10 protein-coding genes are annotated in these 15852 nt (G+C 40.6%); all 10 read right to left on the reverse strand.

What is annotated here, in order from left to right:
• Positions 1-13 precede the first annotated feature (13 nt).
• The 10 genes from rplC to rpoB all read right to left on the reverse strand — a co-directional run bounded on the left by rplC (position 14) and on the right by rpoB (position 15790).
• A complete protein-coding gene (gene rplC, locus WBG45_RS10775; RefSeq protein WP_024536504.1) occupies positions 14-643 on the reverse strand; it encodes a 50S ribosomal protein L3 in 630 nt (209 codons plus the stop codon).
• Positions 644-695: 52 nt separating this feature from the next.
• Complete coding sequence (gene rpsJ, locus WBG45_RS10780) at positions 696-1004, reverse strand: 30S ribosomal protein S10 (protein WP_004233624.1); 309 nt, start codon at positions 1002-1004, stop codon at positions 696-698.
• Positions 1005-1262: 258 nt separating this feature from the next.
• Positions 1263-2579 (reverse strand): Na+/H+ antiporter family protein, encoded by a 1317-nt coding sequence (locus WBG45_RS10785; protein ID WP_424414462.1) that lies wholly within the window; start codon positions 2577-2579, stop codon positions 1263-1265.
• Between the two features lie 976 nt (positions 2580-3555).
• Positions 3556-4743 (reverse strand): elongation factor Tu, encoded by a 1188-nt coding sequence (tuf, locus tag WBG45_RS10790; protein ID WP_424414464.1) that lies wholly within the window; start codon positions 4741-4743, stop codon positions 3556-3558.
• A 122-nt stretch (positions 4744-4865) separates the two neighbouring features.
• A complete protein-coding gene (fusA, locus tag WBG45_RS10795; RefSeq protein WP_024536501.1) occupies positions 4866-6941 on the reverse strand; it encodes an elongation factor G in 2076 nt (691 codons plus the stop codon).
• 51 nt (positions 6942-6992) lie between these two features.
• Complete coding sequence (rpsG, locus tag WBG45_RS10800) at positions 6993-7463, reverse strand: 30S ribosomal protein S7 (protein WP_024536500.1); 471 nt, start codon at positions 7461-7463, stop codon at positions 6993-6995.
• Positions 7464-7514: 51 nt separating this feature from the next.
• Entirely contained in the window at positions 7515-7937 is a 423-nt protein-coding gene (gene rpsL / locus WBG45_RS10805) for a 30S ribosomal protein S12 (RefSeq protein ID WP_024536499.1), read from the reverse strand.
• Positions 7938-8036: 99 nt separating this feature from the next.
• On the reverse strand, positions 8037-8285 hold the full coding sequence (locus WBG45_RS10810; protein ID WP_424414467.1) for a ribosomal L7Ae/L30e/S12e/Gadd45 family protein: 249 nt from the start codon (positions 8283-8285) through the stop codon (positions 8037-8039).
• A gap of 202 nt (positions 8286-8487) precedes the next feature.
• Entirely contained in the window at positions 8488-12090 is a 3603-nt protein-coding gene (gene rpoC / locus WBG45_RS10815) for a DNA-directed RNA polymerase subunit beta' (RefSeq protein ID WP_424414469.1), read from the reverse strand.
• Positions 12091-12238: 148 nt separating this feature from the next.
• The gene (gene rpoB, locus WBG45_RS10820; protein ID WP_424414471.1) at positions 12239-15790 is read right to left on the reverse strand and encodes a DNA-directed RNA polymerase subunit beta; all 3552 of its coding nucleotides are present in this window, start codon (positions 15788-15790) and stop codon (positions 12239-12241) included.
• Positions 15791-15852: the final 62 nt, after the last annotated feature.

Below are 15852 nucleotides of genomic sequence, written 5' to 3' on the forward strand. Positions count from 1 at the left end.
TTCCTCTATTTAATTAGTTAGCTTTGATAGCAGTTTTAACTACTACTAATGCTTTACGAGAACCAGGAACATTACCTTTAACAAGTAGCAAGTTACGATCAGCATCAACTTTTACGATTTCTAAGTTTTGGATCGTCACCATAGTGCCACCCATTTGACCAGGTAATTTCTTTTGTTTGAACACGCGGTTCGGAGCAACTGGCCCCATTGAACCTGGACGACGGTGGTAACGAGATCCGTGGGCCATTGGTCCACGAGATTGGTTGTGGCGTTTAATAACACCTTGGAAACCTTTACCTTTTGTAACGCCTGAAACGTCTACAATATCGCCTTCTGTGAAACTTTCAACCTTGACTTCTTGACCAACTTCGTACTCAGCAATATTCAAGCCGCGGAATTCACGGATGAAGCGCTTAGGAGTAGTGCTTGCTTTTGCTACATGTCCTTTTGCTGGTTTGTTAGAAAGCTTTTCACGCTTATCTTCAAAACCTAATTGGATTGATTCGTAGCCATCTGTTTCAACTGATTTCTTTTGAAGCACTATGTTTGGAGAAGCTTCAATTACAGTTACAGGGATTAAGTCACCGTTCTCAGCAAATACTTGCGTCATACCGATTTTTCTACCTAAGATTCCTTTGGTCATTTGTCACACCTCCTACAATAATTGTTTGTTCATTTCTATTTGTCGTTTACCATTAAAGTTTAATTTCAATGTCAACGCCAGATGGTAAGTCAAGCTTCATTAACGCATCAACAGTTTGTGGTGTTGGGTTAACGATATCGATCAGACGTTTATGCGTACGCATTTCGAATTGTTCACGAGAATCTTTGTACTTGTGAACCGCACGAAGAATTGTGTACACAGACTTCTCAGTTGGAAGTGGAATCGGACCTGATACACTTGCACCTGAACGTTTCGCAGTTTCCACAATTTTTTCAGCAGACTGATCAAGAATTCGATGGTCATACGCTTTCAAACGTATACGAATTTTTTGTTTTGCCATAATTTTCCCTCCTTTTCGCCTAATTACTAGACATTCTCAACGAAAATTTTCCAACATCCCGCCATGGCAAAGCGGCCGGGTGTGTCGGTAACCTCTCGCATCATCGCAGTCAGATAAAGACCAACTTCAATATTATACATAAATAAAAAGAATAACGCAAGTAGTTTCGCGAAATTCTTTCTAATGCTTTCTTATTGTATGATGAATCCTATTTTCTTTCAAGGGATAGGATTATTGTCCGAACATTAAGTTCTTATTCTATAACACCATGATGGCAATCCAACCGAATAGCAGTAGCGGAATATTGTAATGGAGGAACGTCGGAACACATGTATCCCAGATGTGATTGTGTTGTCCATCTACGTTCAATCCAGCAGTTGGACCAAGCGTACTGTCTGATGCTGGCGAACCTGCATCACCAAGAGCTCCAGCAGTTCCTATTAAAGCTATGATTGCTAGTGTACTAAATTCAAACTCCAACGCTAACGGTACGAATATCGCAGCGATAATTGGAATCGTTGCAAATGAAGATCCAATTCCCATCGTAATAAGCAAACCAATTACTAGCATAAGCATTGCAGCTAGCGCTTTGTTACCTTCAAGTAACGATGAAGCACTTCCTACTAAAGATTCAATATCTCCAGTTGCTTGAATTACTGCAGCAAAACCATTTGCTGTGATCATCACAAATCCTATGAAGGCCATCAGACGCATTCCATCTGTTAATAGAAGATCAGCTTCTTTCCATTTAAGTGCTCCAGTAACATATAACGTTAAGATTCCCGCAAGCGCACCCATAATCATTGACTCAGTTTGAATTTGAGCAACTAACGCAGCAATTAGAGAAACAATCGTAAAAAAGATAACTTTTTTATCGAAGTTAACTAAAGTCGTTTCTTCTATTGTTACATCTCTCGTATATTCTCTTGGCTTTCTATAAGAAATGAATACAGCGACTAATAATCCTACAACAAGACCTACAGTTGGAATGATCATTGCGTAAGGAATATCTTTCATATCGATTGCGAGTCCAGCAGTTTCCATCTGAGTTGCTACTATTTCGTGGAAGATGAAACCGAATCCGTATGGCAATAAAATATACGGAGCCGTTAAACCGAATGTTAATACCGAAGCAATGAGACGACGATCGAGTTTAAGTAAATTCATCACGTGAATGATAGGTGGTACGAGTAATGGAATAAAGGCAATGTGAATCGGAATTAAGTTTTGAGAAAATACAGCCATCAGTAGTAATGACAAAATGATAAGCGTTTTTGCTAATCCTGTTTTCTCAGTGTCCCCATCCTTCTTAATCAGTTTAAGAATGCTCGAAACAAGAAGTTCTGGAATACCGGTTTTTGAAATCGCAACTGCGAATCCACCGAGCAAAGCATAGCTCAAGGCAATCGATGCTCCGCCACCTAATCCATCTGTAAAAGCAGTGATAGTATCGGTCAATGATAAACCACCAACTAACCCACCTGTGATCGCTCCTATAAGTAAAGCAAATACTACGTTAACACGCAGTAAGCTTAAAACCAACATTACAACAACTGCAATTATTACAGCATTCATACATATCTATCTCCTTTAGTTTGCTAGAGTGTTAAAGTACACAACCTAAATTAACAAATGGTTAAATCGATGTCAATAGGAATGCATGAAGAGCGAAAAGTTTGAAAAATATAAAGTGTACCTACTACTGAAAGTTTGGGAGGTCTTCTTGCGGTAGATTTCATAAGCGCGAATCGATAATCCTTCTATTGACAGCAATTCTTTCCAAAACAAGGTTATGTTAAAGAAACCTTTGACCTAATGGATATATGAACAGGTTTCCAGCACGCTTGCTTAACCTACTGCACAATAATCTAGAGAATAAAGAGGATGGACTTTTCTTGCAAACAGAAGCGCAGCGGAGGATAAACTATTTAAATCGCCATATATCGAAAGCCATTATGCTAACCTCCATTTCTCTTTAAGTGGCTACACATATTACTTTTTAAGTTTCAATAAGTTAACTTGGATACGAGACGCGTTTGAGCGATAAATCTTCAGATTGAGCGATAAACCATTCAAAATGAACGATAAATTTTTCACAATCGAAATTGACACTAAAAATGCGTCTCATTTAGCAAGTTAACTAGCCGTGAAACATGCTTGGTGGATTCGATTGAAGTTTGTAAAGTGAGATTATGTCATTTACTAGAAAGAGAGGTTTCCAGTCCGCTTCAGACGCGTCCTATGTTGCACCTTAGACTAGAGTAAAAGAGTGCAGCTTAGCCTTCGTCACAAGACTAGATGTTAGATTTCATATTCAATAAAAATACCCTTGTCTCTGTCGGCGAAGGGGTAAAAGAAGAGAGTATATTTTAAAACCTTTTTTTAAACATAGTAAAATACTCTAGATCCTGTTTTTCTTACAGGTTCTTTTAACCTTCCAGATAATAAAACTTTGTTATGCAGGAACATTTCGATATCCCACTTGTATAAAAAAGTAGAAATCAAAAAAAGACCTTGCCAGCGTCCCGGCAAGGTCTTTAGAAATTATTAATTATTTAGTGATAGTCGCAACTACACCAGCACCAACAGTACGTCCACCCTCACGGATAGAGAACTTAGTACCTTCTTCAAGCGCGATTGGAGCGATAAGAGCAACAGTCATTTCGATGTTGTCTCCAGGCATAACCATTTCAACGCCTTCAGGTAAGTTACAGATACCAGTTACATCAGTTGTACGGAAGTAGAACTGAGGACGGTAGTTAGTGAAGAATGGAGTATGACGTCCACCTTCTTCTTTTGATAAAACATAAACTTCTGCTTTGAATTCAGTATGTGGAGTGATTGTACCTGGTTTAGCCAATACTTGTCCACGTTGGATATCGTCACGAGACACTCCACGAAGAAGTGCACCGATGTTGTCACCAGCTTCTGCATAGTCAAGAAGTTTACGGAACATTTCAACGCCAGTTACTGTAGTTGATTTCGGCTCTTCAACGATACCGATAATGTCAACTAGGTCTCCAACTTTAACTTGTCCACGCTCAACACGACCAGTAGCAACTGTACCACGACCTGTGATTGAGAATACATCCTCAACAGGCATCATGAATGGTTTGTCAGTTTGACGTTCTGGAGTTGGGATATAAGAGTCAACAGCGTCCATTAATTCAACGATTTTCTCTTCCCATTGTTCTTCGCCTTCTAATGCTTTAAGAGCTGAACCTTTGATTACTGGAATGTCGTCGCCAGGGAAATCATAATCAGAAAGAAGATCACGAACTTCCATTTCTACTAATTCAAGTAATTCTTCGTCGTCTACCATATCACATTTGTTCATGAAGACTACTAAGTAAGGAACACCAACTTGACGTGAAAGAAGGATATGCTCACGAGTTTGTGGCATTGGGCCGTCAGCAGCAGATACTACTAAGATTCCGCCGTCCATTTGTGCAGCACCAGTGATCATGTTTTTAACATAATCGGCATGTCCTGGGCAGTCAACGTGTGCATAGTGACGAGATGCAGTTTCATACTCAACGTGAGAAGTGTTGATTGTGATTCCGCGCTCTTTTTCTTCAGGAGCGTTATCGATTTGTGCGTAGCTCATTGCAGTACCACCAGAACGTTTTGCAAGAACTGTTGCGATTGCAGCTGTTAAAGTTGTTTTACCATGGTCAACGTGACCAATTGTACCAATATTTGCGTGTGTTTTAGAACGATCAAATTTAGCTTTTGCCATTATAGAAGTCCTCCTCAAAATTTAAATGATTAGTTTTTTAGTATGAAAGATGGCGGTCTAGATCCACCATCTTTCATAGCTTACAAAATAGTTATACAAGATTAAAAATCAAAGTTCAATGATTAACCTTTATTTTTTTTGATAATTTCTTCTGCAATTGATTTTGGTACTTCTTCATAGTGATCAAAGTGCATTGAGAACACACCGCGACCTTGCGTGTTAGAACGCAATGAAGTTGCGTAACCAAACATTTGAGCAAGTGGAACCATTGAACGTACTACTTGCGCGTTTCCACGAGCGTCCATACCTTCAACACGTCCTCGACGTGATGTAATGTCACCCATGATATCTCCAAGGTATTCCTCAGGGATAACAACTTCTACGCGCATGATAGGCTCTAGAATTACTGGGCTACATTTTGATACTGCGTTTTTAAGTGCCATTGAAGCAGCAATTTTAAACGCCATCTCATTCGAGTCAACATCATGGTAAGATCCGTCGAATAGACGAGCCTTGATGTCAATAAGTGGGTAACCAGCGATTACACCATTGTTTAACGAGTCACGAAGACCTGCTTCAACAGCTGGGATGTATTCACGTGGTACAACACCACCGACGATTCCGTTTTCGAATTCAAAGCCTTTTCCTTCTTCGTTTGGAGAGAATTCAATCCAAACGTGTCCGAATTGACCACGACCACCAGATTGGCGAACGAACTTACCTTCAACTGAAGCTGATCCACGGAATGTTTCGCGGTAAGAAACTTGTGGCGCGCCCACGTTAGCTTCAACCTTGAATTCACGACGCATACGATCAACGATAATATCTAAGTGAAGTTCACCCATACCAGCGATGATAACTTGTCCAGTTTCTACATCAGTGTGAGCACGGAAAGTTGGATCTTCCTCTTGAAGTTTTTGTAAAGCTTGACCCATTTTATCTTGGTCAGCTTTTGACTTCGGCTCTACAGATAACGAGATAACTGGCTCTGGGAATACCATAGACTCAAGGATAACAAGATGTTTCTCGTCACACAATGTGTCTCCAGTAGTTGTATCTTTAAGACCAACTGCTGCAGCAATGTCACCAGAGTAAACTTGACCAATTTCTTCACGAGAGTTAGCGTGCATTTGTAGGATACGACCTACGCGTTCACGTTTACCTTTAGTTGAGTTCTGAACGTAAGATCCAGAAGATAGAACACCAGAGTATACGCGGAAGAACGTTAATTTACCAACGTAAGGGTCCGTCATAACTTTGAATGCTAATGCAGAGAAAGGCTCTGAATCGTCTGGTTTACGTAAAACTTCTTCATCAGAATCCGGAAGTGTACCCATCATTGGCGGTACATCTGTCGGTGCTGGAAGATAGTCGATTACCGCATCAAGCATTAATTGAACACCTTTGTTTTTGAAGGCAGTACCACAAACAACAGGGAAGAATTCTACATTTAACGTACCCTTACGGATAGCAAGTTTCAATTCTTCCTTCGTGATTTCTTCTCCACCAAGGTATTTTTCCATTAATGCTTCATCAAGTTCAGCAATTCCTTCAACTAACTTTTCGCGCCATTCGTTTGCAAGTTCGATATGTGATTCAGGAATTTCTCTCACTTGGATGTCTGTTCCTTCATCATTACCATAGAAGACTGCATTCATTTCGACTAAGTCGATAATAGCTTCAAAGTCGTCTTCAGCACCAATTGGTAACTGAATCGGATGTGCGTTAGCTTGTAGGCGATCAAGGATTGTTCCTACAGAATATAGGAAGTCAGCCCCAATTTTGTCCATTTTGTTTACGAAAACAATACGTGGTACGCCGTAAGTTGTAGCTTGGCGCCATACTGTTTCAGTTTGTGGTTCAACACCAGACTGTGCATCAAGAACCGCTACAGCACCATCAAGTACTCGTAGTGAACGTTCAACTTCAACAGTGAAATCTACGTGTCCTGGAGTATCGATAATGTTTACGCGGTGGCCTTTCCAAGCAGCTGTTGTTGCAGCAGAAGTGATAGTGATTCCACGCTCTTGCTCTTGCTCCATCCAGTCCATTTGTGATGCACCTTCATGCGTTTCACCAATTTTGTGGATACGACCTGTGTAATAAAGAATACGCTCAGTAGTTGTTGTTTTACCAGCATCAATATGAGCCATGATACCAATGTTACGTGTATTCTCTAAGGAGAATTCTCTAGCCATTTTGTATTTCTCCTTCCATCTCAAATTAGAATGATTAGTGGATGAAAAATCCTACCAGCGGTAATGAGCAAACGCTTTGTTCGCTTCCGCCATTTTGTGCATATCTTCACGTTTCTTCACAGAACCACCTGTGTTGTTAGAAGCGTCAAGAATTTCATTAGCTAAACGCTCTTCCATAGTTTTCTCCCCACGAAGACGAGAATAGTTTACTAAGTAACGAAGACCTAATGTAGCACGACGTTCTGGACGAACTTCGATTGGCACCTGATAGTTAGTACCACCAACACGGCGGGCTTTAACTTCAAGTACTGGCATGATGTTTGCAAGAGCAGCTTCAAATACTTCTAAAGAATCTTTACCTGAACGTTCTTGAACAAGTTCAAAAGCTCCATAAAGAATTTTTTGAGAAGTACCTCTTTTACCATCCACCATTAATTTGTTGACTAAACGAGTTACTAGTTTTGATTTGTAAATTGGATCTGGTAACACGTCACGTTTGGAAACAGGACCTTTACGAGGCATGTGTTTTCCTCCTTTCGCAAAATCTATAATTTTATTTTGTGTTAACTGTTATTAGCTTTTTTTAACTTTAGGGCGTTTAGTTCCGTATAATGAACGGCTTTGCATACGGCCAGTAACACCAGCAGTATCAAGAGCACCACGCACGATATGGTAACGTACACCCGCTAAATCTTTTACTCGTCCTCCACGGATAAGAACAACACTGTGTTCTTGAAGGTTATGACCTTCACCCGGGATATACGCAGTAACCTCTAATAGGTTAGTTAAACGTACACGCGCATATTTACGAAGCGCTGAGTTTGGCTTTCTTGGTGTCATTGTACCAACACGTGTACAAACCCCACGTTTTTGCGGTGAATTAACGTTTGTTAACGTTTTTTTAGAGCTGTTATACCCTTTATTCAAAGCAGGTGAGTTTGATTTTACAGTCTTGGATTTACGAGGCTTACGTACCAATTGGTTAATTGTAGGCATCGATTATTCCTCCCTTCTTCTGATCGTTGTAATACCACACATCCAGGTGGTTCATTTTTGGGTAAAAAACAAAGTCTTTGTGTTCATACACAAAAACTGTTACACAGTAATTGCAACAACTGCTGCACCTACTTGAAGTCCGCAGGCTTTACCAAGTTCTATTCTAGACTCAACATAGTCAATCTTAACACCGTTTTCTTTAGCTGTCTGAATCGCTGATTGGGTGATTCGACTGTCTGCATCACGAGCCACTAAAATTTCTAATACATGGCCACCTTGTATTGCTTTTACTGTTTGCTTAGTACCTATGACGGTTTTCTTCGCCTGATTTACTTTTTCATAAGACATTTTGCATATCCTCCAAAGACCCAGACCTTCAACTATCAACCTTAAACATGGTATCATTCATAGGTTTTTCTGTCAACCTGTTTTGTGTTGAAAAGTAGATAGATCGACTTCTACATTGGAACAATGGTATTCGACCTGGTCTGTGAAGCTAGAAATAAATACCGGGGGGTTACTCACATAACCCCACCGGAATGTTGTTAAATTATTCAGCGCTCACTGCTACTTCAGTTTCGTTTTTCTTTACATCAACAATCTTGATTTGACGGTAGCGTTGCATACCAGTACCCGCAGGAACGAGTTTACCAATAATAACGTTTTCTTTCAAGCCAAGTAATTCATCACGTTTCCCTTTAATTGCCGCGTCTGTTAACACACGCGTAGTTTCTTGGAATGACGCTGCTGATAAGAATGATTCTGTTTCAAGTGAAGCTTTTGTAATACCGAGAATAACTGGGCGACATGTCGCAGGGATTTTCCCGCTTAACACTGCCTCTTTATTCGCTTCTGCAAATTGGTGAATATCTAGTAATGAACCTGGTAATAGTTCAGTTTCACCAGCCTCGATAACACGCACTTTACGAAGCATTTGGCGAACCATTACTTCGATATGTTTGTCACCGATTTCTACACCCTGCATACGGTATACTTTTTGAACTTCTTTCAACAAGTAAACTTGTACTGTTGAAACATCTTTTACTTTCAACAATTCTTTTGGATCAATTGAACCTTCCGTTAATACTTCACCACGTTTAATTTGATCATCTAATTGTACTTTCAAACGACCATTATACGGAGAAAGATATTTACGAGTTTCAACATCACCTTGAACTGTGATTTCTTTTTGGCCTTCACGAATTTCTTCAATTGCCGAGATAACTCCCGTAATTTCAGAGATAACTGCTTGACCTTTCGGGTTACGAGATTCGAAAATCTCTTGGATACGCGGAAGACCTTGAGTAATATCGTCTCCAGCAACACCGCCCGTATGGAACGTACGCATTGTTAACTGAGTACCTGGTTCACCGATCGATTGGGCAGCAATAATACCAACTGCTTCACCAACTTCAACGTCTTCACCAGTAGCTAAGTTAGTACCGTAGCATTTTTTACATACGCCGTGTTTCGTGTTACATGTAAATGCCGAACGAATTGTAAGTTCTTCGATTCCAGCATCTAAAATAACGCGAGCTACGTCTTCTGTAATTAAACCATCTTTAGCCAAAATAACTTTCTTCGTTTCCGGATGGTAAATTGTTTTACGTGTGTGACGACCAACAATACGCTCGTCAAAGCCTTCGATTACTTCTGTGCCATCCATTAGTGCGCCAATCAATAAGCCACGGTCCGTTCCGCATTCATCTTCACGAACAATAACATCTTGAGCAACGTCTACTAAACGACGAGTTAGGTAACCTGAATCGGCTGTTTTAAGTGCTGTATCGGCAAGACCTTTACGAGCACCATGTGTCGAGATGAAGTATTCAAGAACTGTTAAACCTTCACGGAATGATGATTTAATAGGAAGTTCGATAATACGACCGGCCGGATTGGCCATCAAACCACGCATACCTGCAAGTTGAGTAAAGTTGGATGCGTTACCACGCGCTCCAGAGTCACTCATCATGAAGATTGGGTTTAAATTGTCTAAAGATCTCATTAGTTTTTCTTGGATGACATCTTTCGCTGCACTCCAATACGAAATAACACGATCATAACGTTCTTCTTCTGTAATCAAACCACGACGGAATTGTTTCAGAACTTTGTCTACTTTATCTTGAGCTTCTTCTAATACTTTACCTTTGTCTGGAAGAACCACGATATCAGAGATACCAATTGTAATACCAGCTCGAGTTGAGTATTTGAAACCAAGGTTTTTCATACGGTCAAGCATTCTAGACGTTTCAGTAATATGGAAACGTTTAAATACTTCAGCGATGATGTTTCCAAGAATTTTCTTCTTGAACGGTGATACAAGTTCCTCTTCGGCGATATGTTTGCGCACATCTGTCGTTGTCGGTACAAAATATTTAGACGGCGTTTCAACTTGAAGGTTGAAGTCCGTAGGTTCGTTAATGTAAGGGAAAGTTTCAGGTAAAATTTCATTGAAAATCACTTTACCGACAGTTGTTAATAATAACATTTTGTTTTGTTCTTCAGAGAATGTTTGGTTATTCAATGAACCTGCTGAGATTGCAATACGAGTATGCAAGTGTGCATGTCCGTTTTGGTATGCAAGTAAAACTTCATTTGGTCCGTAGAATGTAGAACCTTCGCCTGTTGCACCTTTACGCTCAAGTGTTAAGTAATAGTTACCTAGTACCATATCTTGAGATGGTGTAACAACTGGTTTACCATCTTTCGGGTTCAAAATGTTTTGTGCAGCTAACATTAATAAACGAGCTTCTGCTTGCGCTTCTGCTGATAAAGGAACGTGAACGGCCATTTGGTCACCATCGAAGTCAGCGTTGTAAGCTGTACATACTAATGGGTGCAAACGAATCGCACGGCCTTCTACTAATGTTGGTTCGAAAGCTTGAATACCTAATCGGTGAAGCGTAGGTGCGCGGTTTAATAAAACCGGATGCTCCTTAATTACGTCTTCCAATACATCCCAAACTTCAGAATGCATACGTTCGATTTTGCGTTTCGCACTCTTAATGTTGTGAGCTAAGCCACGTTCAACAAGTTCTTTCATAACAAATGGTTTGAATAATTCAATTGCCATTTCTTTTGGAAGTCCACATTGATACATTTTCAAGTTTGGACCTACGACGATAACCGAACGACCAGAGTAGTCAACACGTTTACCTAGTAAGTTTTGACGGAAACGACCTTGTTTACCTTTTAACATATGAGAAAGTGATTTCAATGGACGGTTACCCGGTCCAGTTACTGGACGGCCACGACGACCATTATCAATCAATGCATCAACAGCTTCTTGTAACATACGTTTTTCGTTTTGAACAATGATTCCTGGCGCGCCAAGATCAAGTAAACGTTTTAAACGGTTATTACGGTTGATAACACGACGATACAAATCATTTAAATCAGATGTTGCAAAACGACCACCATCTAGTTGCACCATTGGACGTATTTCTGGCGGTATTACTGGAAGGACATCTAAAATCATCCAATCAGGTTTGTTACCAGAGTTACGGAATGATTCAACAACTTCTAATCGCTTAATTGCACGAGTACGTCTTTGACCTGCAGCAGTTTTAAGTTCTTCTTTCAGCATTTCAGTTTCTTTCTCAAGATCTAAATCTTGAAGAAGACGCTTAATTGCTTCAGCACCCATTGCAGCATAGAATTTCTTGCCGTATTTTTCACGGTAAGCACGATATTCTTTCTCAGACAAAAGTTGCTTACGTTCAAGCGGTGTATTTGCAGGATCTACAACTACATAAGAAGCAAAGTAAATAACTTCTTCTAAAGAACGAGGAGACATATCAAGAATAAGTCCCATACGACTTGGAATTCCTTTGAAATACCAAATGTGTGATACAGGAGCCGCTAATTCAATGTGACCCATGCGCTCACGACGTACTTTTGAACGTGTAACTTCAACGCCACAACGATCACAAACAACGCCTTTATAACGAACACGCTTATACTTACCACAATGACATTCCCAGTCTTTTGTTGGACCGAAAATACGTTCACAGAACAAACCATCTTTTTCAGGTTTTAGTGTGCGGTAGTTAATCGTTTCAGGCTTCTTCACTTCACCATATGACCAAGAACGAATCTTGTCAGGAGATGCTAAACCAATCTTCATGTACTCAAAATTATTAACGTCTATCAAGGAGCCTACCTCCCTTAGTCTGGGTCTTTTAAAGACTTTATCCACTTAGCTCAGGCGGATAACTTTTATGGAAATGGAAATGCGGGCAGGTATGAAGGCCTGCCCTTATTTCTTCAAACGTTTTATATATAAACCGTTTCGGCAACCTTTATTCGGCTGAACCTACCGGCACTCCGTCAGTTGTTGGCAGGATATTTAGTGCATCAGTTGGGTGAAGATCGTCTTCTTCATCCAGGTCGCGCAGTTCAATTTCTTCGTCGTCGATGGTTAACATCTTAACGTCCATACCTAAACTTTGAAGTTCTTTTATTAATACTTTAAATGATTCTGGTACACCTGGTTGTGGTACGCTCTCACCTTTAACGATAGCTTCGTATGTTTTCACACGACCCACTACGTCATCGGATTTCACTGTCAGGATTTCTTGAAGTGTATAAGCAGCACCGTATGCTTCAAGTGCCCAAACCTCCATCTCACCGAAACGTTGTCCACCGAATTGTGCTTTACCACCAAGCGGTTGTTGCGTAACAAGAGAGTAAGGTCCAGTTGAACGTGCATGCAATTTATCATCAACCATGTGGGCTAATTTAATCATATACATAACACCGACAGATACACGGTTATCAAATGGTTCACCAGAGCGTCCGTCATACAATGTTGTTTTACCATCACGGTTCATACCAGATTCTTCCATAGTGTCCCAAACATCTGCTTCATTGGCACCATCAAATACTGGTGAAGCCATATGAATGCCAAGTTTACGAGAAGCCATTCCTAAGTGTAGCTCTAATACTTGACCGATGTTCATACGAGATGGAACGCCTAGAGGGTTAAGCATGATATCTACTGGAGTACCATCCGGCATGAATGGCATATCTTCTTCAGGAAGAATACGCGAGATAACACCTTTGTTACCATGACGTCCAGCCATTTTATCTCCAACAGAGATTTTACGTTTTTGAACGATATATGCACGAACGAGTTGATTCACACCTGGTGGAAGCTCGTCGCCATCTTCACGATTAAACACTTTAACGTCCAAGATAATTCCGCCTGCACCATGAGGTACACGAAGAGATGTATCACGAACTTCACGTGCTTTTTCACCAAAGATTGCATGTAATAAACGTTCTTCAGCTGTTAACTCAGTAACCCCTTTAGGTGTTACTTTACCTACTAAGATATCGCCATCGCGAACTTCCGCACCAACTCGGATGATTCCACGATCGTCTAAGTTACGAAGCGCTTCTTCCCCTACGTTTGGAATATCACGTGTGATTTCTTCAGGTCCAAGTTTCGTGTCACGAGATTCCGACTCATATTCTTCAATATGCACAGAAGTGTACACGTCGTCTTTTACAAGACGTTCACTCATGATGACAGCATCTTCATAGTTATAACCATCCCATGTCATAAACGCTACAAGAACATTACGTCCAAGTGCCATTTCTCCACGTTCCATCGATGGGCCATCCGCAAGAATATCAAGTGGATTTACACGATCGCCAACCTTAACGATTGGGCGTTGGTTATAACTCGTCCCTTGGTTAGAACGAATGAATTTCTGTAATTTATATTTTGTTAAATCGCCTTTAACTTCTTTGCCATCGATTTCTTCAATACGACGAACTCGAATTTCTCGTGCTTCTACGTGCTCAACGATACCAGTGAACTTAGCAATTACGGCAGCTCCAGAATCACGCGCATTCACATGTTCCATACCTGTCCCTACAAAAGGGGCTTCAGGGTTTAATAACGGAACTGCTTGACGTTGCATGTTTGCACCCATTAGGGCACGGTTGGAGTCATCGTTTTCTAAGAACGGGATACACGCTGTTGCAGCAGAAACAACTTGTTTCGGCGAAACGTCCATATAGTCAATTGAACTACGTTTGAATACCGTGTTATCTCCACGGAAACGACCAACAACTTCTTCATCAGTAAATTGTCCATCGTCATTAAGACGTGCGTTAGCTTGCGCTACTACATAGTTGTCTTCTTCATCAGCAGTCAAGTAGTCGATACGAGATGTTACTAAACCTGTCTCTGGATCAACTCGACGATAAGGTGTTTCAATGAAACCAAATTTGTTCACTTTCGCGAAACTAGAAAGCGAGTTAATTAGTCCAATGTTCGGACCCTCAGGCGTTTCAATCGGACACATACGACCATAGTGAGAGTAATGAACGTCACGTACTTCAAAACCAGCACGTTCACGAGTTAAACCACCGGGTCCTAATGCCGATAGACGGCGTTTGTGCGTCAATTCAGCAAGCGGATTCGTTTGATCCATGAATTGAGACAACTGAGAACTACCAAAGAACTCTTTAATTGAAGCAATAACCGGACGGATATTGATCAATTGTTGTGGCACGATAGATTGCGTGTCGTTAATAGACATACGCTCACGTACTACACGTTCCATACGAGAAAGACCAATACGGAATTGATTTTGTAATAACTCTCCTACAGAACGTAAACGACGGTTACCTAGATGATCGATGTCATCCGTGTTTCCAACGTTGTAAAGCAGGCCGAAGAAATAACTAACAGAAGAAATGATGTCAGCAGGTGTGATATTTTTAATCGCATCTTCAATATAAGCATTGCTGATTACATTGATCTCTTGTTGAGCTTCATTGTTTGGAGCATAAATTTTGATTGTTTGTAACGTGATATCGCCTTCTAAAACGCCACCAACTTGAGAGATTGTTTGGAATCCGATTCCATTCTCTAGATGTGGAATTAAACGGTCGAGTAAACGGCGGTCAATCAATGCACCTTGTTCCGCTAAAATTTCACCAGTTTCTGGATCAACAAGCGTTTCAGCCACTGTTTGGTTAAACAAACGGTTTTTGATGTGCAGTTTTTTATTCATTTTGTAACGACCTACATTTGCTAAGTCATAGCGTTTTGGGTCGAAGAAACGTGAGTACAACAGACTTTTCGCACTTTCAACTGTTGGCGGCTCGCCTGGACGAAGACGCTCATAAATTTCAAGCAACGCTTTGTCAGTGCTTTCCGTATTATCTTTTTCAAGAGTATTACGTAAATATTCATTATCCCCAATAAGGTCGATAATTTCTTGATCAGAACCGAAACCAAGTGCACGTAAAAGAACCGTTACAGGCAATTTACGCGTGCGGTCAATACGACAGTAGACTACGTCTTTCGCATCAATTTCAAACTCTAACCATGCACCACGGTTTGGAATTACTGTTGTTCCAAAACCTTTTTTACCGTTTTTATCTGTCTTATCATGGAAGTAAACACTTGGTGAACGAACTAACTGAGATACGATTACACGCTCAGCACCATTAATTACGAAAGTACCTGTTTCTGTCATTAGTGGGAAATCACCCATAAAGACATCTTGTTCTTTTACTTCATCTGACTCTTTGTTATGAAGACGCACTTTTACGCGAAGTGGTGCCGCATAAGTTACATCTCGTTCTTTGGACTCGTCGACTGGATACTTAGGATCGCCTAAAGTATAATCGATGAATTCCAGCGAAAGATTACCCGTGAAATCAGTGATTGGAGAAATGTCTCGGAACATTTCACGCAAACCTTCTTCCAGGAACCATTCATAAGATGCTGTTTGAATTTCTATTAAATTCGGAAGCTCTAGCACCTCTTTAATACGCGCAAAACTTCTACGCTCGCGGTGTTGTCCATACTGAACTAGTTGACCTGCCAACTCATTCACCCCTCAATAAAGCAATATTAGGACTTTTCGGCACACCATATTTAGTGTATGAT

Source organism: Paenisporosarcina sp., from assembly GCF_049671445.1.
Lineage (GTDB): Bacteria > Bacillota > Bacilli > Bacillales_A > Planococcaceae > Paenisporosarcina.